Source organism: Moellerella wisconsensis ATCC 35017 (genome assembly GCF_001294465.1).
In the GTDB taxonomy this organism is placed as follows: Bacteria; Pseudomonadota; Gammaproteobacteria; order Enterobacterales; family Enterobacteriaceae; genus Moellerella; species Moellerella wisconsensis.
Genome location: NZ_LGAA01000016.1, coordinates 1 through 26,877, shown reverse-complemented (window position 1 = coordinate 26,877; position 26,877 = coordinate 1). Strand labels below are relative to the sequence as shown.

The window sequence follows — 26,877 nt, the reverse complement described above, 5'->3', positions numbered from 1 at the left end:
CTTTTATGTTCATGTAACTGTATTATGGGCAGAAAATAGGCTAAATATACTAGTTATATCCCTCCAGTTATTCTCATTTAGTCGTTCAATAATGATCCCATACACAGCACAAAACAGGTACACTACCGTCTACGGTAGATATTTTCAGGTGAACTATTCATATAACCTGTTTATAATCGGCGCCCCAAATAGAGGTATATAATGACTGCAACAACTTTTACTGAACTTGAACTTGATGAAAGCCTAATTGATGCGCTGACAGATAAAGGCTATCAACGCCCCACAGTTATCCAAGCAGCAACTATTCCTGCTGCAATGGAAGGCCGTGATGTTCTAGGTTCGGCTCCTACAGGCACGGGTAAAACCGCGGCTTTTTTATTGCCAACGATCCAACATTTGCTCGATTTTCCGCGTAAAAAATCTGGGCCACCGCGGGTATTGATTTTAACCCCGACCCGTGAACTTGCTATGCAAGTCGCTGAACAAGCAAGAGAACTCTCTGCTTACACTCATCTTGATATCGCAACTATCACTGGTGGTGTGGCTTATATGAATCACGCTGAAGTTTTCAGTGAAAATCAAGATATCGTGGTCGCGACAACAGGCCGGCTGCTGCAATATATTAAAGAAGAAAACTTTGACTGCCGAGCGGTCGAAATCCTGATCTTAGATGAAGCTGACCGCATGCTCGATATGGGATTTGCCAATGATATCGAGACAATTGCTGGTGAAACTCGTTGGCGCAAACAGACCATGCTGTTTTCTGCCACCTTGGAAGGCAATGCCGTTCGCGATTTTGCTGAGCGTATTCTGGAGAATCCATTAGAAATAGATGCCGATCCTTCACGTCGTGAACGCAAAAAAATCCAACAATTTTATTATCGCGCTGACAACATTGAACACAAAACGGCATTACTGTGCCATTTGCTCAAACAAGAAGATGTGACTAAATCGATTGTTTTTGTTCGTAAGCGTGAGCGTGTGCGTGAAGTCGTTCAATGGCTGCGTAGCGCCGGTATTGAACCAAGCTACCTTGAAGGTGAAATGGTTCAAGCAAAACGTACTGATGCAATCAAACGACTGGATAGTGGACAAGTCAAAGTATTAGTCGCTACCGATATCGCCTCTCGCGGATTAGATATCGAGAACATTAGCCACGTATTTAACTTTGATTTGCCTCGTACCGCAGATGTCTATCTGCACCGTATTGGCCGTACAGCACGTGCTGGCCGCAAAGGTATTGCTATCTCGTTAGTTGAAGCACATGACTATCCATTATTCGGTAAAATAACTCGTTATATCGAAGAGCAAATTAAAGTTAGAGTGGTGGATGAATTACGTCCATCGACTAAAGCGCCTTCAGATAAAATGCTGAATAATCCTAAACCGTCTAAGAAAGTACTCGAAAAACGTAAAGAGAAGAAAAAGCAAGAAGAGACGAAGAAAAAAGTCAAAGTCCGTCATCGTGACAGTAAAAATATTGGTAAACGCCGTACTCCTGCTAATACAGAAAATACTGCGACAGATAATTCAAAACCATCAGTTAAATCATCAAATAAGCCATCAACAGAGAAAAAGCGTGCTAAATAATTAGCCCATTCTCGATAACAGTCGCGGTGAAAAGCCAGTCAGTTAATGACTGGCTTTTATGTTTATATATTCCGCGCCATTATTTAATTAGCTCATTAATTGTAATAATTTAACTCGCAATAACTGGCTTTCTGTATTTAATAACTTACTTCCAATAATATGCTGAGATAAAATATCGTGCCCGGTCATTTGCTGTGCATCCCGTATCAATCCATTAGCACCGTGAGCTAATAAATCAGCAGCAACATTTAACGCATGACTATTTAGAGCATAATGCAAAGCTGTTTTTCCATAAATATCAATATCATTAATCCGCGCCCCCGCAGATAACAAACGCTGAATATCAGCTCTATTACCACAACAAGCGGCTTGGTGTAATGAGGTTGCATACAATTTCATGCTAGGCTCATTGGCATTAATTATCTCCTCGGGGATGAACGACTGTGCCGGGGTGACATCCTTCTCTGACGATTGATACGCATATTTTAATCCAAGTATCGATTGCCACGGCTGATACCAAGACATTACCTCAATAATTTTATGTATGGTATGCGCTAATAAACAGCGGACTATTCTTTTTGATGGCCGCAGTCTATCCAGTAACGATTCGGATTGGCTGTAAGGCAGAGAGATCCGCAGCCCAACACTTTTAGGAATGGCTAAGGTTTGCTGAAAATAATCCAACCAATCATGTTTAACCGTATAAAAACGCAGTTTACCTACATTTACTCGGCGAATAATATCTTCACTTTTCAGCCCAATAGCCGTAATCATCCGGCGTGATACCCCCGCAGGGCTAAAAGTAATAGTCGGTGCATTTGCGGCTAGTCCCGCGACAGAAGCTAATCCTCCCCCGAGTGAATGACCAATACAAATCAATTTATGCGATGCAATTTTAGTTAATATATTAACTAAACCAATCGCTTGATAATATTGTGGCTCATATAGTCCCAATCCTTGGCGGATATTGGCATAAAGATCTTTTAATTCATTTGAGCCAGTAAAACTTAAAATGTACATGTCAGTGTAGCGATAAATAACAGCAGAGAAGCCAGTATTGGTATCATACAGTGCCGTTTGATTAATCCCTAGCAATGCAAGTTGTTCATCATTAAGTCTATTAATATTTGGCAATCCTAGACTAAAAGCCAAATAGCTATCTTGAGCCAGTAATGCCAAATTATAATCTTTTTGTTGTGATAATCGGCTAATAAAATCTTCAGCCACCAACTCATCAGGCCAATCAATTTCGGTTACGGATAACCCTCTTAATAATGGCTGTATTTGACAACTACTTTGCGATTGCTGGAGATAAAAGTCACGCAATACATCATCAGAGAGTACGTCAGGCAGATCTTCAATAGGTAATGATAAATTATTGGTGTGATATTGATACATGATGGTTCTTTCCTCATAGGTCGCCAGGCCTAATCCAAAAGAATTTTTACTAACGGGTAAATATTAAATTTAAACAGCAGACATTAAAAAACCACCGTCCAATGAAGAACGGTGGCAGTATTATTAAGTACTAATTATCCGACTTGCGTAGAATTTATTTATGCTGAATTACAGACTTTCAGTGAAAGTACGTGTAATAACGTCACGTTGTTGTTCAGGAGTCAGTGAATTAAAACGCACAGCATAGCCAGAAACGCGAATAGTTAATTGTGGGTATTTTTCTGGATTATTAACCGCATCTTCTAACGTTTCACGGCTTAAAACGTTAACATTAAGATGCTGACCACCTTCAACGCGTACTGTTGGTTTCATTTCCAACGGAACTTCACGATATTCGAACTCACCCAGTGTATTTTTAGCCACGACTTGACCTTCATCGTAACCTTCTTTCGCACAAATACAACGTGCTTCGTTTTTCTCGTCATCCAGCAACCAGAATGAGTTTAATAACGCTGCATTATTTGCTTTAGTAATTTGAATACCTGTAATCATGCCAACCTCCACGTTCGTTAGAGATTTATATCAATCTCTTCATTTGATTATTCATTGGATATTTGGTCTAACCAATGTTTCTTTATATTATATAACAGTTAAAACCCCTACTTTCTTTGATATTAATCAACAAATACCCGTCATCACTTTAGTGACCTAGCGCAAGAGCATGATTTAAATCAAAATTGCATTTGATGCTTCTTACGAAAATTATTGTAAATTTTCAAAAAAAGTTGAATGCTAGATATAAAGAAAGTAATAAAAAATATAACCAAAACACGCTGCAACTTTATCTCTGTGGCAGGACACAGTAAGCTTAGTGACAGAATACCAATAGAATGGATGACGTATGTCTAATGAAATGACTTGGGACGATATTATCGGCCGTGAACAGCAACAAGCTTACTTTATCGAAACGCTGTCTTTTGTCGCCAATGAGCGCCAACAAGGTAAAATAATTTATCCACCAGCAGAAGATGTGTTTAACGCCTTCAAATATACCGCATTAAACGATGTCAACGTGGTTATTCTCGGGCAAGATCCCTATCATGGGCCAGATCAAGCTCACGGATTATCTTTTTCTGTACGTCCGGGAGTACCCGCGCCCCCCTCTTTGGTCAATATGTATAAAGAGCTAGAAAAAGATATTGCCGGTTTTACTCGCCCTACACACGGCTATTTAGAAAGCTGGGCTCGCCAAGGTGTTTTATTATTAAACACGGTACTAACCGTTGAGAAAGGTAAAGCGCACTCTCATGCGCATTTAGGCTGGGAAACCTTCACTGACAAGATAATTAATGAAATTAATCAGCAACGCAATGGTGTAATATTTTTACTGTGGGGATCTCATGCCCAAAAGAAAGGCCGCTTCATTGATAGCCATAAACATCATATCCTTAAGGCTCCGCATCCCTCTCCGCTCTCGGCCTATCGTGGATTTTTAGGCTGTGGACATTTTTCGCAAACCAATCAAATTTTACAGCAACAAGGGCTAAATCCCATTAACTGGCAACCTGAATTACCTATCACTGAATAGTTAAATTTACTGATGCTATTTGATTAGTCGTATAAATATACTGGCGGTTTGATACCGCCAGTATGAAAGTACAGTCTATTTATCTTGATCTATTTTTTATAACCTAAGCCACTCGCTAGCCAATTAATTTTCCAGGGGTTATTTGTAAAAATAATCACCCTCAGACAGAATATCACCCTTGGTAGTTTCCAATAATTGATTTAAATTATCCATATGCGCTTTGATTTCATTACTTGCTGCATCCAGTAGCACACACATTGCGGTGACTTTCTCAATATAATGTTGAGTTTCATGATAACTCATACTTAAATCACTCAAACTATTCTTTACCTGCATCATATCTGCAGAAGATACAGTAGATTGCATCCCATCCATGACCCGCGATTTTTTCTTTTTTAAATCAGTATCTCGTTGATTTAATAACGAAGCAGCTTGTTTTAATTTGAATAGGTTACGCTGTAAATCTTCGCCAACTCCACCGATACACTTAGCTTGCCATTTTGCCGCTTTACGCTGAGCTTCATTTTCGCCTAACTTAGTCACCACTTCAGCTTTATTTTTAGTGTACATATTTTTCTTTCGTGCTTTGACCATTCCTTGACGTTTCATAATAACTTTATGCGCCATCGTGGCGACTTTTTTACTGATCCCGCCATCAGGAATAAAGTCTAATGGCATTAGAATTCGATTATGTAAATCCTTAACTACTTTAGAACGAAATTTATCTAAGCCACTACGTTTCATGCGATATAATAAACCGCTACGCCCTTCATTATATAAATCGCCCGCTTTATCTAAAAAATCTTGTCCACTGGTTGCCCCTGAATTTAATTGACTAAATTGCTGCAGCCCCATGCTAGGAGTTACCATAGAATGCATTTTAGAACTTACCGCTTTTGAAATATGCGTCGAATACATAGCCTTAACCGACTCCACTAGCTGGGAACGTTCCAACTGCATCATTTTTTCATCTAGCAACTGCATAGGTTTATTCGCTAAACCATAATCAAGACCGTAATCAAAGGCTTTTTGGCCATTATCTGAATTAACTTGGTCTAATAACATCGACTCGATACCCATGTGTTTTTCCTTTTTTTGTTAATAAAATTCCGTTTCAATATCTATAATAATTAGATGAACTACAGGGTCGCTATTTTGCTATTAGCCACCTATTAATACACTCGGCAATCCCATAATAATTGTGCCACCATGTGCGGTTAAATCCCCCATCCTTGCAGCCGGTTTTTGATTGATTAATACCGTCATACTGCCTTTTACGATGCTATCAGGGACACCAACACAAAGACACATTTGCCCCACGGTTGCCGCCGGTATTGAGCCAATCAATACGGTTACTGGCAGCGGCAATATTGGCCCGCCAACATGCGGTATCGGTACAGGTGCCGGAGTAACCATTGGGCACAAATGCATATCGGTCATTCTTGCAGCAGGTAACATTAGACACGCCCTTGATCTATAGCGGCGGTTCCGTTACCACCTTTAGCGATATCTAACGCAATCTCGATTACGGGCAAATATAACGAGCTTTCCTGCTCATTATCAGACAGTGCCACCATTAAATTAATCGCCCCAGCTACTGCTTGTGCATACAAAAATTGCGGAGGAGCTACCGCCGGTTGAGTGCTATCCAACATGCTTCCACCGCTCCAAAATGCAGCTTGCGCAACCCATCCAGCCCCCGTATCCAATCCAGAACTTGTGACCGCATTACCGGCTAATTGCCGACACTTTTCATCTCCATAGCGCACCCACATTTGAGCTGCTTGCAAGGCTTTATGTTCATTATCCTGCCATGAATGAATTAATTGACTACAACAACATGCCCACCATACTGACTCCCTTACCGGTAACGCATGGGCCAAAAACAACACTAAATCAGTATGACGAGCTAGTGTATTTAGCTGATTAATAAACGCTAATGGCGCTGCATACTCTTTAGCAATAACTAACAATTCCTTATCTGGCGCAAATTTAATTAAGATGTCATTAACCTGCTTATAAGGGATTTTTATTAATTCCATATTGAGCTCCTAATTAATTTTGGTAATTGCACCTTGTATTTGCACCATTGCTCCCGCTTTAACTTCAGTCATTGCCGAGCCGTTAATAGAAACAATAGCTCCAGATAATTGAGTTTTAGCCTGCGAATTAATCTCTGTCATAGCTGATTGCACACAGACTTTAGCTTTACCATTAATTTTTATTTGTGGTGATTCAATAGTAATTTCAGAAGGAGAGATCGTAATCTGACTAGCTCCAACTTTTAATTTAATCTCTGATTTTCCGCTCAGCGTAATTACATTTGCTTCTAGCAAAGCATTATTATCAGCATTAATTTGAATATCTTTTTTAGCAGCTAAAGAAATCGATTTTTGGCTATCAATATTAAAATTATCGAGGCTGGTGAGTTGCAATATTTTATCGCTTTTAATATTAAATTGCTCTTTACTGTATAGTGTGGCTGTTTTATCAATTTCAGTATTCAGTAGTCCTTTAATATTAATATTAAAATTATTTTTACTGAGGATCTGTAGATCTTTCTGTGCTGATAATCGAATTAATTCATGATCTTTCTTATCTTCAAAACTCAGCTCATTACCTTCATTATATTTTCCATTCGGTGTAGATAAACTTTTAAAGCCACTACACGAAGGTGAATCAAAGGGTAATTGACAGCTATTATTATAAAATGATCCCACTACAACTGGATTATCTGGATCACCATTAATAAATTGTACTAATACCGAATCTCCTACTCGAGGCAAAAATTGCAATCCGAATCCTTTACTAGCGATCGGTTGTAATACGTTTAACCAGCAAGAACTGTATTCATTTTTCTGGTCATGATGTAGAAAATCCCAATGAAAGTGGACCTTGATGCGTCCCAATTTATCACGATATATTTCAGTATTATCGGGGCCGGTGACTTCTGCACTATGTAGTCCATGGCAGACAGGCTTAGGAATATAATGTAAATGATAAGGACAATGCGTTGGAAAACAGTCAAACTTATTATGATATTGCACTTGCTGGCTCGACTCACTGCATGCAATAACATGAGTTATCGTGCTGATATAATAATCGGCATTAGATGCTTTGTTCGGATGATTAACTAAAGAAAATAGCGTCCCAGAAGATAATGATAATACCGACGAACCACCACTAAATTGATGATGATTTCTATGCTCTGCTTCCATTTTAGATAGTGCATATTTCTTAGCGATCGATTTATTTTGGCTATTTTGCGCATAGAACTCATGTTTTAATTGTGTCTTTCCGGACACTTTGGATTTTTCTGTTGAAAAATAATCTTCATTTTTATCTGCAATATAATCATGGAAACTGACAGAAAAATGACTTAATTCATGACTACTGCACCAGTCGCTAATACAATTTAACTTATTATTTTTCTTACTATATGCCAATTTTTTCGTGGCTAACGCTGGTAGTTTCTGCGGTTGATCAATAATGATTAATCCCGCAGATTTACTCTCTAATGAATGAAAATAATTCCATCCTTCGGCTGCCAGTAAACGATGAATAAAATCACCATCACTTTCATCTAATTGGCAACAATATTCGTGCTGAATCCCCGAGCTTGAAAGCGAAAAAGATACATTCTGTTTAGCGTTATTTTCTGCAATTACCTTTTCAATAATTTGTTGACTCGTTAATTGCTGAAATACTCGCCGTTTACTCCCTTTAGATAATAAAGTTAAAATATCACAAGCAGAAATACGATAAAAATATTGCATTTTTTCTTCATGATAATGAGTCAACGATATTTTATTAATCATGGCCGAGAAATGACGTTTTTCTGCTATTGAATTAAATGAAATATTAATAACTTTACCAAGTAATTCAATAGTTAACTGACTATTAGAAACAACATCAATCACTATATTCAATGTTCCTGATAGCCGCTCATTACACTCCATATTACTTGCAACATAATGCTGATTATCTATAGTCACAAATAATGGTCGTGCTTTATATTCGAGTTCATCCATAAACTCACCTCACGTTATTGCATAATAAGATTATGCTATCTGATTTATTAGGTAAAATATGAAGTAAATAGTCTGTTTTTTATTAAATTGGATATTCAAGAAGTTCTATTAATTTATCTTTTAGAGCCATTATTTTTATCTTTTCACGTTTACTACAATAATCTAAGTTTATAGTGCTAATCCATACCCATAATGAATACCAATCATCAGAACTAGCAACCATATTCACGCCTCGTTGCTGGTTAATAGAAGCGTAAGATTCAGTATATTGCCAGTTGTTCAACTGATCACGTGGATAACCTAACGGTAACGCAGCGGAAAAATCAATCAATACATATTTTTTTAATCTCTTGTTATATAAAATATTGGCTGGTTTGATATCACCATGGCACCAACCACTGCAATGACAATGTGTAATAATATCCATGATAGGAATTATGCTATCAATAAAAAAATTCAACTCACTGTATTTTAGCAAAGTAAATGGTTGTAATCGTCGATAATAACGAGTGATAATTATTTTTTTAATATCATTAAAGCTAATAATCTGTTGTACTCGGATATCATAACAATCTAAAAGAGCATTAACTTCACGCTGATATTGAATATCATCTAAAAACACACGCCGAATATAACGTCTATTTTTATCAAATATAATATAAGGTGATTTATTAATTTGGTTATTTATCATTGGCTAAAATAGTCATTGGTAACGATAGTTGCTCAAATAATTGTTGTGATATTACAATAGATTGATTATTTATTTGATACTCAAATAAAAATTGATATTTATCTATTTTATAATCGATACGCGGAAACTCACCTTCATTAGTATTCTTTTCATTATTAAATAATAACCGGAAAACACCCCATTGCCCTTTATAATTATTCGCATATAATTGTAAACTATCTTTATAAAAGCCTAAATATAAATCACCATCTAATCCAATTTCGGGCCATGAAATAATCTCCCAGAGACGAGGACCATGGCGATAACGAAAACGTAATTTACTATCATATAACTGAATTTCCGTTAAGCTCGGTGTTAACATAATAGGTTTAATCGAAATATTAACCTGAGCTTGAGTATTATCTTCTGAGATAAAAAAGATTGATTGCACTTTTTTTGCCGTATTAAGCTGCGACATAAAATACGAGGATAAAGCTAAACTCTGACCATCATTAGCTCTTAGCACTATCATTTTTTGAGAATAAGTAATAAAGGGTGATAATAATGTCATAAATTCATTTAATACTCCTTGAGCTTGAAAAAAATCATTCAATGCGGTCAAGGAAACATCACGCGGAGAATCTGAGAATGGAAAGCGACCCAATATTTTATGTTGATATTCGGGATAAACATCATTTTTCCAGCGGCTATCCAAATAATGTGCCGTTGCATTTAAAATAAATTGCCAATTATAATTAACTAGCTGATTAGTCCACTGTTGCAGAGGATCAGGATATTTTTTTATCGTTGAATTTAATCCTGATAGCATATCATCTGTTTTATTTATATGCCCTGCTGCTATTTGATAGAAAAAATCATCTCCTGTAGCTTGCGCTGTATCATATTCCCAGAGCGTGGATAACCTATGAAACTGATTAAGTAACTCATTAATCGGTAATTCACCATTCTCTGAAGCGTTAATCAACTCATGATATGCTTGGAATGACTTATTAACTCTATAACCTGGCTGTAACTCACGAAGTTTATTACCCATCGCACCTTCAACTCGTTGAGCTTTTTTTAATAATTTGGTAGTTTTAGTTAATCCTAATTGTGTTGATACAGATTTTCCATCTGCAATATTTGGCGTATTATCCTCATTGAGTAATGTATTTGTTGAGATAAATCGTAGCATATCGATCAATACATTATTATCAGGATCAGATAATAAGTTCATTGTCTCTGCAAGTTGCCTTTGACTAATAATTGGCTTGATTTTTAATGCTGAGATCAATCGTTTCCATACTTTAATGTATTCAGAAAGATATAATGTATTAATTCGGCGACTCATTTTAGCTAATTCTAATAAATTTACCTCGGTAGATCCCCCTCTCATTTTTTTCATATTAATCATTTCCTCACGCAGTAATGAAGAATTTGACGAAAGATCGATCGCTTGATAGCCTTCCTTAGTAAAAATAAAGGGTATAGTGGATTTATTTAATGCTGTATCAGCCAATAAAAAAACTCTATCAATATTAGGACCAATAATCTGGGACAATAAAATTTGCTGATTAAATTCTGGGCGCTGCTTGATCCTTTGATAGAGAATATTATCTAACTGCGTCGAATCAATCATAGATTCATAACTTTTGATTAAATCAAACGGAATTTTTGAAGAATTTTTTTCAATCACTCCTATCGGCATTGTTTCAATTAGCTGGATTAATTCAGTTAAACTTTCACTATCAGAAAAATCGGTATGATTACTAATATGAAATGATAAACTTTGTGGATTAAATAGGGTTTTATCATATAACATTTTATAATGATAAATCGCTTGATATAAATTAGCTTCATCACTCGTAGAAGAATCAATCATAATTTTCTTTAAAATATCCTCAAGAATAGGTAACAATATTTCAGCTATTTTCTGTTGATTAAATTTTACTAATTCCTGATTAATATTTGATTGATTGAAACTAATATAATGATACCAAGCTAATTTTCTTTCACTTAAAGTAACTAAATTTTGAATAGAATTTAGCAACTTTATTTTATGATTAATACTAAGGTGAGGATGAAAAGCGCGGTTAAAATAATCAAGTTCATCACTAACTTGTGCTATCCAGCGATTATTTATTTCCCAATTATTCTGTAATTGACGGCCAAATAAAGTTATCCCTAATATCATAATTATAATAATAAATAAATTACTAATATAATACTTTATATTCTGATAATTATTTAAACTAGATTGCTGCTTAGATTTTATAATTATATGTTCTAAAATCCCTGCCATAAAAAAAGAACGTTCAAGTAATATATTAGTATTATTATTGTAGATAACTCCATCATATATTTCATTTACGCTCTTTGATAATAAATCATGTTTAGGATTACTGAGCTTTTGACAATAAAAAGAAATATAATTAAGTGAAATATAAAAATTTTGATTTTTATTACCTTGTATAGATTGAAAGTAATCTTTAAGTAATAATAATAACATTTGAAATTGATAAGGAAAAGAAATAATACCTATACTATTATTTTGCATATCTAATCGTTGATATTGTTGATTAACTATATTAAATAAAATACTTTTAATATTTTCCTCATAATCACGATTAAAGAAATAACTATCATTATTATTTATTTCCCAAGCTAATAAACTGAGATTCTTATTATTTTCATTTGAGGTTATATAGGGATAAAAATCAGTCAGAGTATCCAAATGAGAATGTAATAACGTAACAGATAACTTTAACCCTGATAATACATTAATATTGTTTATTAGCTTAAATCGAGATTCGCCCAATGTTATACGTTCATTCTGATTTAAAGATAACAAGTAATTACATGAAGTAATAAATATAATACCATCTAAAGCCTTTCTAGGACGATAGCGTAATAGCATAGTAACTATTTGATTATAAATGCGTCCATGACTTATTTCTTCAATCTCAATAATGATCATTGTAGAACTTGACCATAGAGAAATACTTTCATTACATATTGATTTTATTAACTTAAATCCATTATCAATTAAGTATTGCGTTTTTCCACTTTTACTTTCTCCTGTTAATAAAAAAACCGCTTTACTATAATGAGAATTGGATTGAAATATATTACTTTGGAACAACTCTTTAAATGCAACATTAATAATCTTATTAAATACTATATATTCCTTTATCTTTCGTGATGGAAACTTTATCTTTGACAACAAATAACCTAAAAAAACAACTATTAATACAGAGATTATAGTATTTATTATGATATAAATATTACTATCACTTAAAAAAAACCAGCCTAATAGGTTAAGTGTCAGTAATGTAATAAATAACAATGATAACAGCATTACTTTTTTCATAATATAAAACTCTGCTAAAACAAATAAAATTCAACTGATATCATTATTAATTAAATTAATAACATCTTGACTAAGATAATAATAACCATACTCTGAGATGCCAGTCATAATAAAAAATAATAAAATGAAAAATATAACTATGAATTTATAATTAAATATATTTTTAGGATGGAAATTATTTCTAATTAATATTATTTTTCTAGATGTTTTTTTTACCTTAACTACCACTGATATATTTAATTTAAGATAAACAGAATGATAGATATTTGCTAAGCGATTATTATCGTGCAGATACTTACCTTTAAATCCTAAAGATAAAATATAGTATTGAAGCTCAAGGAAATCAGTTAGTAAATCCGGTTTTCTATAAGCACTATCTAAAAAATCAAAGAAATATTCCCCACCTTCTCTGCTATTAAAAACCAAGCTTAATAAAGAAGAGTTTTCCCAACCAGAATCTTGTCCCCAATTTGTATTTAATATTAACTCATCAAAAGATGTACAAAAAATAAAGGCTGCTTTTTCGATTATACTATCATGATAACGAGAAGTTTTACCATAATTAATGAATTCATTTATTTTCTTTAAGATTGAGTTTCTAAACTGTGTAATATCTTTAGGTCTATTTTTTTTTACTATATAAATATATGTTATTATTATTGGTGTTGCAATTTCAATTAATTTATTACCATAAGGCAATGCGATAGGTTGAATATTATCAGTTAATGAATTTGATATATTAGTAAGTTCAAATGAATTAATACTGCTATCACGCTCTCGTCCCACTCGAATAGTTTTATTATCATTAAATAAATAGGTCATTAATCTCTATCCAATTACAAATAATTTCATTAATACATCTTCAATTTGACTATCTATATGTATTGCTAGTAATTCATTTTTTTCTTTCCATATTTTCCATAATTCTGAGTTTTTATTTAATTCAAAATAACAACAATTGTTTTTTGGCGTTAATTCTTCCGGCAAATGTTCAATTAAAATTATATCTATACCAGAAAGTCCATTGTTAACACAAGCAGCAATATCACTATTACCTGCAATCTTCAACATAGCTGGTAATTTATTTCGTAGTTCTAATTTACTATGTTTACATTCAATCTCTAAAATAAACTTACAATGCGAAATTTTAGATTTATTTAAAATATTAGCTCTTATTAATCGTCGAGATGTATATAAATGATAATCTAAAATTATTTCGGTCAGGCTAATATTTTGACGTTCTTTAAGATAAAAATTAAGATCATCAATAACATTATTTAGCAAATTATTTCTATTAATTATATTCCAAACCGGATATTTTTTAGCCATTTTAAACTCACAAGAAAGTAGAGAGTTTGCTATGGAAATAAAAGTAAAATATAGTTCCTTTAAAGTTACATTATTTACTTCCTTATATTGTTCTAATATTGTCAGCCCAGAATTTAAACTATTAAACCATAAAGTATCTTTTGTTTTTATTATCGTATAACTTTGATCATTATTATTTAATCGATTAGCTAGTTTTATTAATTTAGCCGAAGCCAAAAAATATATATTATCTATACTACGTATCAAATAATCACTTACTTTAGTATTTAAACATAAAGGAATATAGTTCCTATTTAATACAATACTAGTATCTGCATTAATATTTTCTATCTTAATAATAGGTAGTAAGGCATAATTATCGAGATCTTCCCCTTGCTTAATTAAAAATACATTCAACTTTGCTAACTCTATATTACAATACTCGCGCTCAACTCTATTATTATCTATAATATTTTCCTCTACTTTAATATAACGAAATTCCTGAGTAGTGGAAATTTGTTGTTTTTTAATATCTTCAAGATGAATGGCCAAATAAATAATTTTTCCGCTATCTTCTGGCATCAAATCTAAAGTAATTGCATGATTTAAAATAAATGGTGTTCTATCTGGAAAAATTCCTTTAGCTGCAATAACTTGAATTTTCCCAATATGATGTAGAGAATCATCAATTATCAATTCACTAACACCATAGTATTCAGGAAAACTTTGTTTGATAACTTCACGACAATATGACTCTAAATAACGAGTATTTTGCTGAAAATGCTGTGGATTAAGAAACATTCCCTCTTGCCAAATAACTGATAATAAATTATCCATTCTCTCACCATTAATTTTTAATTGATACAATAGTTCCATCTAAATGAATTGCTACTCTAGCTCCTTTCGACGAATATAAACGTACTCTCTTTTTATTAGCTGAACTTCTATAACTTGAAAATTCAACAATAATAGCAATATGCTGAGTTCCTTCAATTAAAGGTAATGTAATTTCTTTTTCTGAAGATGGATATATACTGGGAATAATCCGTTTAGATAATAAATCATTTTTTAATAAATCATCGTCTTGATGATATAATTCAATGAAATTTCTTTCATCAAAAATTACATTGTCTTTTAATTGATAGATTCTTAGTGTTACAGGTGCTGGTTGATTATTAATTGTTGGATTAATATTATCTTCAGCCCTAATATTAACCAATAATATGCCGCCTGTTCTAAATAAATCAATTATACTACAACTTGAAATAAATAATCCGGAGACCAATACAATGATAATTATTTTTATTTTTTTTATCATTGTATATTTCTATCTAATATTTTAGATAATAGTTCACTATGAAAGCATGAAGTGAAATTAGTCTGCAAATTATCATTTTTCATTTGTCGATAATAATAATTTTTATAAGCCTTCCAAAAGTCTGGCGTTAAATTAAAAAAACCGGGTTTAAATATAGAAAAATAAGTTGATTCAATATTCTCTGGCGATAAATCCAATATTAATTTATTAACAGAAATTGCTATTGATTCATTGATCATTTTAATAAATTCAGATATAGAAATATTTCTATCATTAAATAATAGCATAATAGGATCTTTAGATTTAATATATTCACTATCTAAAACAGAAAATGGATCTTTTAATGTATCTTCATTATCCTTAGATTGTATAGAGTTTATTTCTATGCTATTTTCTGGTTGATAATTAAATATATCATCATGTATATCAGTATCCATATATAGAGTATCATCAATACTTTCAGTATTGTCTTTATATGATAATAAATTAGGTATTTTATCTTCAAATGGATCATCTTCAAACAAACCACTGCCTAAACTAGGTGCTTTTTTTGCTAAATTATTTTTAACCTTAACCGCAGAGTCAATTAGAGGCGCATTAATACTTATGGTATCTATATTGTTACTATTTAATTCAAAGCAAGATATTAATAATTGATAATCAGAAATTTTAATGACATCACCATCATTTAATATCATTGAATTATCCTTTCCTAAAGGTATCTCATCATTATTAATAAAGGTTCCATTAGTACTATTATCTGTAAGTTGATAACCTCGATCATTCTTTTTTATTGTGGCATGGATACCTGATATCGTACGATGACTATCATTTAGCTGTAAATTTACGCCGATAGAACGGCCAATGATACCGCCTTCATCAGGGAGATTATATTGCCATTGCTGTATGGATTCACCTTCGGGATGGCTAATAATTCGAATGATCAATCCCATTATGTCATACCTTTTTTTATCTTAATTAATATTTTCTAAATGAGCCCTGTATTTATTATATAACTCAGTTCATTTAGCTAATAATAACTACGGCAGATTTCAATAAAAATTTAGTCTAAAATCAGAATAGAAGGAAAAAGATAAAAAAATGACTATTTTTAATAAATAGCAATCAATATAATCTAAATAGTATTTTTATAACGAGACTTGAATTTTTTGCTTATTTATTAACCCGAGAAAGCAATTAACTGCCAACTGTCTTTTTTGTCTAACTCTATTATTTTTATAAAATTTTTCAATAAGAATAGAAGATATGTTCATCTTAATATTAATTTGCACATTCATTTTAAAATAAAAATTAGATGTTTGATGGATTAGTCTTATACGTTGCGGATCACTTAGCCATTCACTATATTGTTTTTCTGTTTCTATATTTATAATAATATTAACTCTATCTGCATATTGAAAACCATACTTTCCTAATAAGCTATCCACACCTAAAACATGATTAATTAGACCCAATTGTGTAAGACTTTCAGTCTCTAATAATACAGTTTGAGGGATTGCATATTCTACTTTAATGGGAATTTTAAAATAACTTTCTAACCAAAGATCTAAATGTGCTAATTTTTTGTTTTTTGGTGTTACTATTCCAATACCTCGATAATCTAAACTTTGACATTCAGTAATACTTCTCCCACCTAAACCATTCAATAGTTTATTTATTTTTATTATTTTTTGACTATATTTTTTCTTATCATATAAAAGACACCAATCATATTTAAACAGACTTTTAAATAACAAATTAAAATGTATTTTTTCAAATATAGCTAAAAATTTCTCTACAGATTTATGATCATGTGAAGATGATGATTTAATACCGACCAAAGACATTTCTCTGGGTAATGCTCCCTCACATCCCATTAGTGCAGGTATTGATTGAATATTATCTTTATCAATCTCAGACAGTATTTCTTCAATAATATGATTAAATTCGTTAGAGTTATTCGATAAATAAATATCTGTCTTTGTTAATTTATTTTTCCATTTTGATATCAATAAATCTATCGCTGTTTCTACACTATTGCTGTGATGGTTTGGCATCCTATTTTTCCTACATAATCAATTTTTCTATGTATAACTCCTTCTGTATGAATACTTAACTGAATAAAAACTGTATCATCTGTTAAACTAGCTAAAAAATGCTGTAATACTTGTCCTAAAAAAGAAACTCCGCCCCAATCCTCAGTTAAATTTAATGTCACCACTATTTTAAAACCAGAAAAATATAATCTATTCTTCCCAATCTTTACAGGAGAAACACATCGCTTAGACGATACCTGTTGAATACTTTTTATTAATGTTTTCAATTGGTGGTTGTATTGTCTATCATACTGTAATAACCATTGCTGCAATTTTTCAGCAGGATTATCTGCCGCTAATAGGCAGGTTAAATTAGCGCGAAAATGTGACAGAATAGTCAATATTGTATCGCTATCTTGATGGATCATCTCGCCGATTAATGGTTTAGTTTTTATTTTAAGTTTACCGGTAAAACCAAGGGTATCCATCGAACTTAACTCACTGTATTTATGCATTTCAGTCGCTTGCTTATGCTGAGTAACCTGTGCGTTAATTTGCCATATCCGAGTGCTTCCCTGGAGATTATTACTTCCCGAGACACTTAGTTCTGCCATTCCTACTGATTTTTGATGGCTAATATTCCATCTCCAGTCATGAGCTAAGCTCGATGGATGATTAATTTCATCATAGCTTTCGCGGTATAATTGAGGAATATTAAATAATGAATCGCTGGTAATATCTTGTACATTATCAATCGAATGTAATAATAAATCTTTCTGTGGATCTAAAAACAATTTATAACTTTTTTTAGTAAAGTCAACAGCCATAGGCTCAGATAAATAAGGAAATAGATTTATTCCTGCGCAAGAAAATAAGCTTATATGATCTTTATTTACCTGGTTAACTAGCTCATCGGGCCAGCTAGAGAAATAAATTATAATTGAGCATTCATGATCATTTACATTCTGTAAACTCTCAGCTAAATTTAATCTAAAAGAGAGATATCTCACAGGGAATAGAAAGGCATCATGCAATAATGTCCAACCGGGGAAACTGATATTATTTTTATTATTTTCAATAAATTGACTGATATCTTCTGCAATAAGTGCTGATTTAACTCGTTTTGTTTGATGATTTTTAGCTTTTACTTCAAAACCAATACTATCTAATGACAATAAATCATATAAACGCCAAATGATATTATCATGACCATTTAAGTGAAGATTTAATTCAGAAATATTATACTGAGAAATATTATTTCCTTTATCTAACAAAGAAATAGTTAACTGTACAGCGCATGCAGCCGTAGGGTACTGACTAAATGGCGGTGATAACCAACTAACTGAAGTTAATTCAATTGGATATATCGTTACTTCAGTGGCTTGACGAAATATAATTTCTTGTCCTTGCTTATTGTTACCACTGAATAAGCTTCCCTGTGCAATTTTTTGTCCTGCAATCATTTTTGCATCTGGGATAAATTCCATCATGCATATTGCTGGAGTTGGGCATAAATAGTGAGGATAAATAAGTCCTAACATGTGCTCTGTAAACTCAGGATAATGATCATCTAATCGTTGTTCAATTTTAGCGTTAAGATAAGCGACACTATCAATTAAATATTTTATTTGTGGATCGGTAATTTCTTGATAATTAATACCCAATGCATCGGCTGCCTCTGGATATTCCTTAGCAAAGTTATATAGCTCATTCTGCAAATGGGTTATTTGCTTTTCAAAATAAGCTAATATCGATTCACTCTTCATAATAATCGATAACTTCCATTTGGCTAGCACTGAAATCAAGCTGTGAATCTAACGTGATAAAATGTCTATTATTATGCCCTTTTAATCCGGCTTTTATAATAAATCTTAATAATTTCTCTTTATATGCATCTTCTGCTAAAGCCACCTGAACCCATGAAAATCGAGGCTCGAAATATTCTAGCAATTGCTCTATTTCCTTAATAATAACCCCACCGTTATATTTACCCTGTGATCTGGCTGGATTATTAATTCCATAATTTACGATACTACGGCTTAATATTGGAGATAAATTTTTTTCTGACCAAATAGGAGCCTTTGCATTAATCAGATGAGAAATATTCTCGATAATTTCATTTCTAATTTCATCTTGTGCCGTACTTTTTTTGCCTGTTAATAAACGATTAATTAATCCCATTATATTTACCCTACATCTTGAGCTGCCAATGATACGGCAATTTGAATATCTGATTCATTTATTTCATATTGGTATTGTGGTCGTAAATTAATCTGGCACAGATAACGCGTTGGATCATCCGGGTCAGCCTCGATAGCTACCGTACATTGTTTTAATGGATAATCGGCCATAATACTTTCTTCGCCATAATCTACTTCGCTCACATATTTTTTTAACCACTGTTCAATACTCTGTTTACAGTCATCAATAGTGTCATATAAACCAATATGATTACGAATACGCATTTTAATAAAATGCGCGAAGCGGCAAGCAATTAAATTTGTTTGTAGCATCGATAATTGGCGATTATGTTTATAGTTTAGCTTTTGCACCGAGTAATTACTGAAAAATCCTTTCTGCCCTGATAAATAAATCGACGAAAAGGGAATAAAACCTTGCTCTGCCCAAAAATTTTCTTGTTCGCTGGGAATATCTATTTTTCCTATTATCGGCATTCCATTATTAAGTGATTGAATAATTGCACCATTTCTCCCATTTTCATCATAGGCTCGCAAGAACCCAAACCAACTAATACGCTCAAATTCACGAATGATATTCATACACAATAAATATGCTGAATTACCCCATAATATTTGGCGTGGATCGTTATCCGTATAAAAAATAAAGCCCATTACTTGTGTTTGATAATTTTTGCGTAAAATAAAATCCGGGAGCGTCAAATACAAATATTTCGCACTCGCATGCTCCCGTAATAAGTGCCACAAAGTATAATCTTCACTTTGTAATATTCGAGCCATTTTATTTAGATCAATCCATTGATTATTATTATTATCTCCTAAAAAAGTTAGATCACAGCTTAATACGATTGGACATAATGATTGTTCACCTAATTCAGCTAGTCGTTGCGCAGTATAGAGATCATCATATTCATCATCAGCATTAAATTTTAAACGATGATCAATTAAAACTAACCCAAACGGTAATCCCCCAGCCGTATTTAATTCTTGATGATAAATTAAATGAAATAGTCGGGTTTGCTTAATACTAAAAGCTGTGTTTAATTCAAAGGCCAATGGCTGCCAAGAATAATCTAATAATTTGATATTAACCCGCTGCTTAGCAACCGGAACATTAACTACCTCAAAAACACTCAGCCAACTGGCTTCCAGCCGGAGAAATTCAGTATGGTTTATTACTGCTGTTAATTGCTGGCTGCAAAGAATATCAATATGATAAATCAGCCGGTTAATCGCCGCAGTTAATAAGATATTATTCGGAGGATATTTATCTACTCTCCCCGAATATGTCGGTATTTGCATGCCCTAGCCTATTAACCTAATCTACTAATTAGGTATTGTTGCAACCATTCTTAATGAGGTAGTCAACTCTTCCATTTGTAACCATGGACGAATATAAGCCACCGCAGAATAAGCTCCCGGGCGCCCTGCTTGTTCCTCCACCATTATTTTCGCTTCCACCAGTGGATGGGTAGCTTTGGCTTCATTACCGATAGCATTGGGATTAACATATTGATGAATCCAATTATTCAGCTCTTTTTCAACATCGGCAGGAGAAAGATTAGAACCAATTCTGTCACGACCAATCATCTTTAAATATTGCGCAACACGGCTACTGGCTAAAGTATAGGGTAAACGGGCTGCAATTGCGGCGTTCGCTGTAGCATCTGGATCAGTATACGTTTTTGGCTGATAAGTGGTTTGTGCGCCCATAAATATGGCATAATTAGAGTTTTTATAATGAACTAATGGCATAAATCCTAGATCACTCAACTCTTTTTCACGCTCATCAGTCAAATTAACTTCTGTCGGACATTGTTGCACCAAATCATTTCCATTATTACGATAGACAAAATTTGGCAATGACTCGACTTTCCCGCCATTTTCAGTCCCGCGGATCGCTGTACACCAGCCATATTTAGTATAAGCTTGGGTTAGTAATAGACCATATTCATAAGCCGCATTACTCCAAACAAAATCTTGTTCGCTATCAATAATAGGGATTTGATGCTGGTTGGTCGCTAGCTCTTCAAAATGAAATGAATTAACACTACAGCTATTCTTACCGTAAGGTAAACGCGCCAAAGTTCGAGGCAAAGTCAACGCAACATAGCGAGCTTCGTCACTTTCTCTAAACGCATTCCAGCTTGCATACGCTGGCGATTCAAATCCTGCAGCAACAGGTTTACCATCAGTAAACTTATTGAAGGTATCAAAATCAAACATAGCTGAATTAGCTGCGGCAATAAATGGTGAATGTGATGCGCTTGCAACTTCGCCAATATAGCGTAAAAGTGCTACATCCTCATCGCCATAGCCAAATTCGTAGTCGCCTAATAAGGCGCCATAAGGCAATCCACCCGCGGTACCAAACTCTTCTTGATAGACCATTCCAAAAAAACGGCTACGATCAATAGCTGGCGCATTTTCAAATTGGTCAAGCAACTCGTCTTTAGTGAAGTCAGCTAATCTAATTTTAAGTTTGGTGCCTAATTCACTGTTTTTAATTAGTTTCTGTAACCCTAACCAGCTACCTTCCAGTTTTTGAAACTCTTTATTTTTCATGACAGAGGACAGTTGCAATGAAATTTGCTCGTCGATAGCAATAATGGCTTTTTCGATAGTTAAGGTTAAGTTTTTATCCCAAATTACCGTGCCATCTAAGGCTTGTGAGGTCAGTGTCGACATCAACATTTTCGTCGAATCTACAGGGGTTTGCAGCGTGGCATTAATTGCTTTATCCAGAAAGCTGACCTCTTGAATACTTTCTGTAGAGGCAATAGATGCGGATAAATGTTCTGTTGTCATGCATCTGTCCCCTTAGGAAGACCCAGCTCAGCGGCTAATTGTTCTATCGCGCTACTATTTTGTAGAATTTCTTTTAATAATTTTTCTAAGTCGCTTGAACGATCTGCTTTACTTAATAATGTTTTTAATTGATTTCGTGTTTCTAATAATTTTTTGAGCGGCTCTATTTGTTGAATTAAATTTTCAGGATGAAAATCATTAATAGTATTAAATTTCAAATTAACTTCAAATTCACTACCATCCTGAGAGAGTTTATTATCCACTTTGTAGCTTAATTCTGGACCCACTTGAGACATCACTGAATCAAAATTATCTTTATCAATGCCCATAAATTCGCGTTTTTCCGCAGCGACTTTCTGTATGGGATCTTTATGCCCTGAATAATCCCCAACGACACCAATAACAAAAGGTAATTCTTTGGTTTCAACAGCACCATTAGTCTCAACATCATAAGTAATGCTGACTCTATTTTTTATAATACGTTTATGTTGTGAATTTAATGACATAGCAATCCCTAGCTATTTATATTCTAAATATACTGACTGTCTAATAATCAAGCACAGCGTTTCGGATTATCGCAATTTCAGCTCGATAATTATTGGCGAATATAGTAATAAATATAAGTATTAATAAAGGAGCCAATAATGACTCCCTTCAATGTTTTACTTATTTAGCACCTGACAGTAATTTACCTTGCGATAAATTATAGGTCACAATTCCGCCTTCTTTTAATTCACCGCCGTCTAACTCATAAGAGTGCTTTTGAGCAACTTCAATATAAGATAGAGTGATCATTTCATGAGGCTGACTACCATCATAACCGCTAACATTGTAAGAAATTAAACGGGCTTTAGATAATTTGATTTGAAAATAGACTTTAGCGCCAGAGCCATCCGCTTCAGGTTTAGTAAATGCTATTTCTACCGTTTTACCTTCTTTACCTGGATTGAAAAGATAAGATAATAAATCTTCTGAGGCACCATCAATTTGTTTCGCGATACTGATAGGCTGAATTGCAACCATACCTGAATCTGCGTTATTACCATTACCAATATCCATAGCAACATTACGCGCTGCCCCCCAGTTATACGATTCAATAGCAAACCAATTTTCGCCATTTAATCCAACAACTGTTGCGCCGCCTTTAACGTCAACGCCTTCAATACGTATATAAATACTAGCCATAAATAACAATCCTTATTATTTTAATCAATCATTACCAACGCAGTGCTGATTTATCTTCAGCCGGTTGGCTATCCTTTTTGGTCATATCCCCAGTTAAGGGGTCTTCTGTTAATGTAGTTTCAATATTTACTGTTTGATAATATGCAGGTTGAAACTCATTATTAATATCACGAGCATTTTGCATCAATGTTGCTGTTACCTTAGGTAATTCAACCCATTCAGTTTCATTAACACCAGTGATATTAAAAATTCGCTCTATAAAATTATCATTTTTATCTGCTAATATTTCCTGCCATAATTCTTTTAAAGATAATTGTCCCCAACGAATTGACTTTTCAATTAAAAATGAAATAGGGCTATGAGGTTCATTAATTCTAAAATAATGAGCAATCTCTCTTAGTTGCAGGAAAGCTAATTGCCGAGATTTACATTCAAAATTTGAATTATCATTTATATTACCACTACTTAATCCTATGAAGCTATTAGCTGATTTTACTTCTTGATAATCTAATGAGTTATCTATAATTTGATTATCACTTATAATATGATTGACTTCGGGCTCTATAATAGAAGCTATAATTCTCTGTGAAATATTATCTAATCCTTTAATATAAGACTCAATTATTTTTATAAAAAATAAAAAACTACTTTTATTTTTCTGATATTCTGATTTGTTCAATATAGTTTGAATATGATGTAAACTTTTAACACACAATAATAATGTCTGTTTTTTTTGCCTAATAACCTGTTGTTCTTGCTTAACTGTCGATACTAAGCTCTGTTTTAACGCAGCACTTTCACCTCTTCTTTCAGCTTGAGTATATTGATAAAAACTCACTCTACCAACAAAGGGACTCAACATAAAAGGCGTATAGAATAAGCAACTTTCTATACTGTCGCCCAAAAATAACTCTAATTCTTTATATTTTATTTGTTCACATTCCAGACTGTCTTTTTTATTTGAATTTTCAATATTCGGTTGCAGACTTTCCCATTGTTCTGTCAGTAATATTTCTAGCCATGACAAACTTAATTGTAATGATTTGAAGGAAGAGTCTAAAACTATCTGGCTACATAAAAACCAACCAATCAAACTTAAATCTCGTGCTTTATATTTAAAAATAGATAATAATTCTTCTGATAGTTTATTCCAATGCGATTTATTTTCCTTATCTAATATATCTATTTCATCCTGTTGTGGATTTGAAATTAACTTTCTTAATGAAGTTTGTGATATATTAAATAAATTCCTTAATGGACGATATAAAACATTATCTTCTTTTAGATAAACACCCTGTGGTGAATTATTAGTAATTGGCACTAATAATAATTCTATATCATCAGACTTTATTAACATTTATAATACTCTATTAGAAAATAAAACTATTTATTCATCAGGAACACTCTCCCAGGTTAAATTTATTATCGACATAGAATATTAAGTCTTTACTTTTATTTTTAATAGCTACAATAAAAAAGGCTGAATTTCATAAATTCAGCCTTCAACTAAAAAAAACTATTATTTAGCCACAATAACCATTGCCGGTCTTAATAAACGACCATTCAATGTATAGCCTTTTTGCATTACATCCATCACGTGGTTTGATTGATGTTCAGCAGATTCAACTAAAGTAATTGCTTGATGTACATCTGGATTAAACGGTACATTGGCTTCGGCTACAACCTCCACACCAAATTTAGCCACGGTATCTAAAAATGATTTCAGTGTAAGCTCTAAGCCTTCAATCATCGGTTTAGAAGCTTCATTTTCATGATCTACCGCTTCTAATGCACGTTCTAAGTTATCAATCACCGGCAATAATTCATTTGAAAAACGCTCTAACGCAAATTTATGCGCTTTTTCAACATCCATTTCTGCACGACGACGGATATTTTCCATCTCAGCTTTTGCTCGTAAGATCTCATCTCGCTCACGTTTTTGGGATTCTTCAAGCTGCTTTTCCAATTCAGCAATACGCGCCAAATCTACATTCTCTGCCGCTTGAGGATCTTCCTGCTGTGTCTCTTGCTGCTGCTCAACATGATCTTTGTGAGATTCTGTTTGCTCAGTGGCTTGTTCATCATGTATGTTTTGGTCTTTACTGCTCATGAATATCTCCGCGTATTTAGCATTATTCCCATATCAGGTTATTATGGGGATCAAAAATAGGGAATCAAGGGAAGTGATGTTATGAGAGGACAAAAATCGTGCTAACAGATACAATTATTGCTGAAAAACACTTTAATTCTATAGGGATAGTCGGACATCCTCGCCATCCCGAAGCCCTTGCAACCCATGAGCTTTTATATCATTGGTTAATTTCTAAAGGCTATCATGTCATTATCGATCAGCAAGTCGCCAAAGAGCTCAAATTAAACAATGCTAAAACCGGTAGCCTCACGGATATTGGACAAATAGCCGAATTGGTTGTCGTGGTTGGCGGGGACGGTAACATGCTGGGCGCGGCGCGGATTTTATCTCGCTATAAAAATAAAGTTATTGGTATTAACCGAGGAAACTTAGGTTTTCTGACCGACCTTGATCCCGACAACGCCTTACAACAACTATCAGAAGTGCTGGATGGTCATTACCTTGAAGAATCGCGCTTTTTGCTAGAAGCACAAGTAATTAAACAAGGACAAAAAGCGAGAAAAAGTAATGCAATCAATGAGATTGTGCTGCATCCAGGCAAAATAGCTCATATGATAGAATTTGAAGTTTATATCGATGATCGTTTTGCTTTTTCTCAACGCTCTGATGGCTTAATTATTGCTACTCCTACTGGCTCTACAGCCTACTCTTTATCTGCCGGCGGCCCTATTTTAACCCCAAATCTCGATGCGATTGTTCTTGTCCCAATGTTTCCACATACTCTCTCATCTCGCCCTTTGGTTATCAGTAGTAATAGTAGTATTCGATTGAAATTCCTACGTAATAATATTGATTACGAAGTCAGTTGTGACAGCCAAATCATGCTACCAATCCAAGATGGCGAAGAAGTATTAATTAAACGTAGTAATAAAAATTTAAATTTAGTTCATCCTAAAGATTATAATTATTTCAATACATTAAGCTCAAAACTAGGCTGGTCGAAAAAAACTTTTTAATTTTTTAATCCGTCCCTCTTCACTGTATAAAAAAACAGTTTATACTGTATGCATAAACAGCGTGTAATTATACACAGGAGAGACTGAGATGCTGACCCAATTAACTATTTCACATTTTGCTATTGTCCGCGATCTTGAAATTGATTTTCGCAGTGGCATGACAGCCATTACCGGTGAAACAGGTGCAGGAAAATCCATTGCTATCGACGCTTTGGGACTGTGTTTGGGTAACAGAGGCGATAGCAATATGGTTCGTCCCGGTGCCAATC

25 protein-coding genes are annotated in these 26,877 nt (G+C 33.5%); 4 read left to right on the top strand and 21 right to left on the bottom strand.

Going from position 1 to position 26,877, the window contains the following annotated elements:
• The first annotated feature begins 201 nt into the window (after window positions 1–201).
• Window positions 202–1,590: an ATP-dependent RNA helicase SrmB gene (gene srmB, locus M992_RS07335; protein WP_053907972.1), complete on the top strand. Its 1,389-nt coding sequence runs from the start codon at window positions 202–204 to the stop codon at window positions 1,588–1,590.
• Window positions 1,591–1,677: 87 nt separating this feature from the next.
• Here srmB and M992_RS07330 read toward each other — a convergent pair whose 3' ends face one another.
• Together M992_RS07330 and grcA are read right to left on the bottom strand one after the other, a co-directional pair.
• Window positions 1,678–2,988, bottom strand: coding sequence for a Tle-like phospholipase domain-containing protein (locus tag M992_RS07330; protein WP_053907971.1), 1,311 nt, complete (start codon window positions 2,986–2,988; stop codon window positions 1,678–1,680).
• A gap of 168 nt (window positions 2,989–3,156) precedes the next feature.
• The gene (gene grcA / locus M992_RS07325) at window positions 3,157–3,540 is read right to left on the bottom strand and encodes an autonomous glycyl radical cofactor GrcA (protein ID WP_047257094.1); all 384 of its coding nucleotides are present in this window, start codon (window positions 3,538–3,540) and stop codon (window positions 3,157–3,159) included.
• Window positions 3,541–3,889: 349 nt separating this feature from the next.
• Here grcA and ung point away from each other — a divergent pair, with 349 nt between their 5' ends.
• Window positions 3,890–4,576 (top strand): uracil-DNA glycosylase, encoded by a 687-nt coding sequence (ung, locus tag M992_RS07320; RefSeq protein WP_053907970.1) that lies wholly within the window; start codon window positions 3,890–3,892, stop codon window positions 4,574–4,576.
• 138 nt (window positions 4,577–4,714) lie between these two features.
• Here ung and M992_RS07315 read toward each other — a convergent pair whose 3' ends face one another.
• The 19 genes from M992_RS07315 to grpE all read right to left on the bottom strand — a co-directional run bounded on the left by M992_RS07315 (window position 4,715) and on the right by grpE (window position 25,610).
• Window positions 4,715–5,656, bottom strand: coding sequence for a hypothetical protein (locus M992_RS07315; protein WP_053907969.1), 942 nt, complete (start codon window positions 5,654–5,656; stop codon window positions 4,715–4,717).
• Between the two features lie 81 nt (window positions 5,657–5,737).
• Complete coding sequence (locus tag M992_RS07310) at window positions 5,738–6,034, bottom strand: PAAR domain-containing protein (RefSeq protein ID WP_053907968.1); 297 nt, start codon at window positions 6,032–6,034, stop codon at window positions 5,738–5,740.
• A complete protein-coding gene (locus tag M992_RS07305) occupies window positions 6,034–6,618 on the bottom strand; it encodes a DUF6931 family protein (protein ID WP_053907967.1) in 585 nt (194 codons plus the stop codon). The genes M992_RS07310 and M992_RS07305 overlap by 1 nt, the downstream gene beginning before the upstream one ends.
• A 9-nt stretch (window positions 6,619–6,627) precedes the next feature.
• Window positions 6,628–8,607 (bottom strand): type VI secretion system Vgr family protein, encoded by a 1,980-nt coding sequence (locus M992_RS07300; protein WP_053907966.1) that lies wholly within the window; start codon window positions 8,605–8,607, stop codon window positions 6,628–6,630.
• An 82-nt stretch (window positions 8,608–8,689) separates the two neighbouring features.
• A complete protein-coding gene (locus M992_RS07295) occupies window positions 8,690–9,298 on the bottom strand; it encodes a protein kinase domain-containing protein (protein ID WP_053907965.1) in 609 nt (202 codons plus the stop codon).
• The gene (locus M992_RS07290) at window positions 9,288–12,647 is read right to left on the bottom strand and encodes an ImcF-related family protein (RefSeq protein WP_053907964.1); all 3,360 of its coding nucleotides are present in this window, start codon (window positions 12,645–12,647) and stop codon (window positions 9,288–9,290) included. The genes M992_RS07295 and M992_RS07290 overlap by 11 nt, the downstream gene beginning before the upstream one ends.
• 30 nt (window positions 12,648–12,677) lie before the next feature.
• Complete coding sequence (gene icmH, locus M992_RS07285; RefSeq protein WP_053907963.1) at window positions 12,678–13,469, bottom strand: type IVB secretion system protein IcmH/DotU; 792 nt, start codon at window positions 13,467–13,469, stop codon at window positions 12,678–12,680.
• Window positions 13,470–13,475: 6 nt separating this feature from the next.
• Window positions 13,476–14,792: a type VI secretion system baseplate subunit TssK gene (gene tssK, locus M992_RS07280; RefSeq protein WP_162200741.1), complete on the bottom strand. Its 1,317-nt coding sequence runs from the start codon at window positions 14,790–14,792 to the stop codon at window positions 13,476–13,478.
• Between the two features lie 10 nt (window positions 14,793–14,802).
• A complete protein-coding gene (gene tssJ / locus M992_RS07275) occupies window positions 14,803–15,273 on the bottom strand; it encodes a type VI secretion system lipoprotein TssJ (RefSeq protein ID WP_053907961.1) in 471 nt (156 codons plus the stop codon).
• Entirely contained in the window at window positions 15,270–16,226 is a 957-nt protein-coding gene (locus M992_RS07270; RefSeq protein WP_053907960.1) for a type VI secretion system-associated FHA domain protein, read from the bottom strand. Before M992_RS07270 ends, tssJ begins: the two co-directional genes overlap by 4 nt.
• A 195-nt stretch (window positions 16,227–16,421) precedes the next feature.
• Window positions 16,422–17,330, bottom strand: coding sequence for a type VI secretion system baseplate subunit TssG (locus tag M992_RS07265; RefSeq protein WP_053907959.1), 909 nt, complete (start codon window positions 17,328–17,330; stop codon window positions 16,422–16,424).
• Complete coding sequence (gene tssF, locus M992_RS07260) at window positions 17,303–19,075, bottom strand: type VI secretion system baseplate subunit TssF (protein WP_053907958.1); 1,773 nt, start codon at window positions 19,073–19,075, stop codon at window positions 17,303–17,305. The genes M992_RS07265 and tssF overlap by 28 nt, the downstream gene beginning before the upstream one ends.
• Complete coding sequence (gene tssE / locus M992_RS07255; protein WP_053907957.1) at window positions 19,065–19,490, bottom strand: type VI secretion system baseplate subunit TssE; 426 nt, start codon at window positions 19,488–19,490, stop codon at window positions 19,065–19,067. The genes tssF and tssE overlap by 11 nt, the downstream gene beginning before the upstream one ends.
• 5 nt (window positions 19,491–19,495) lie before the next feature.
• Complete coding sequence (locus tag M992_RS07250; RefSeq protein ID WP_053907956.1) at window positions 19,496–20,809, bottom strand: type VI secretion system contractile sheath domain-containing protein; 1,314 nt, start codon at window positions 20,807–20,809, stop codon at window positions 19,496–19,498.
• Window positions 20,810–20,833: 24 nt separating this feature from the next.
• Window positions 20,834–22,315 carry a type VI secretion system contractile sheath large subunit gene (gene tssC, locus M992_RS07245; RefSeq protein WP_053907955.1) on the bottom strand — a complete coding sequence of 494 codons (1,482 nt, stop codon included), beginning with the start codon at window positions 22,313–22,315 and terminating at the stop codon, window positions 20,834–20,836.
• The gene (gene tssB, locus M992_RS07240) at window positions 22,312–22,821 is read right to left on the bottom strand and encodes a type VI secretion system contractile sheath small subunit (protein WP_053907954.1); all 510 of its coding nucleotides are present in this window, start codon (window positions 22,819–22,821) and stop codon (window positions 22,312–22,314) included. Before tssB ends, tssC begins: the two co-directional genes overlap by 4 nt.
• 160 nt (window positions 22,822–22,981) lie before the next feature.
• The gene (locus M992_RS07235; protein ID WP_053907953.1) at window positions 22,982–23,500 is read right to left on the bottom strand and encodes an Hcp family type VI secretion system effector; all 519 of its coding nucleotides are present in this window, start codon (window positions 23,498–23,500) and stop codon (window positions 22,982–22,984) included.
• Window positions 23,501–23,531: 31 nt separating this feature from the next.
• Window positions 23,532–24,857, bottom strand: coding sequence for a type VI secretion system protein TssA (locus M992_RS07230; RefSeq protein WP_053907952.1), 1,326 nt, complete (start codon window positions 24,855–24,857; stop codon window positions 23,532–23,534).
• 162 nt (window positions 24,858–25,019) lie between these two features.
• Window positions 25,020–25,610 (bottom strand): nucleotide exchange factor GrpE, encoded by a 591-nt coding sequence (gene grpE, locus M992_RS07225; RefSeq protein WP_047257443.1) that lies wholly within the window; start codon window positions 25,608–25,610, stop codon window positions 25,020–25,022.
• Window positions 25,611–25,726: 116 nt separating this feature from the next.
• On the opposite strand from grpE, the gene nadK reads away from it, so the two are divergent.
• Both nadK and M992_RS07215 read left to right on the top strand, forming a co-directional pair.
• On the top strand, window positions 25,727–26,608 hold the full coding sequence (gene nadK, locus M992_RS07220) for an NAD(+) kinase (protein ID WP_134473572.1): 882 nt from the start codon (window positions 25,727–25,729) through the stop codon (window positions 26,606–26,608).
• A gap of 88 nt (window positions 26,609–26,696) precedes the next feature.
• Window positions 26,697–26,877: AAA family ATPase (locus M992_RS07215; protein ID WP_053907950.1), on the top strand; the 181-nt coding region annotated here is incomplete at its 3' end.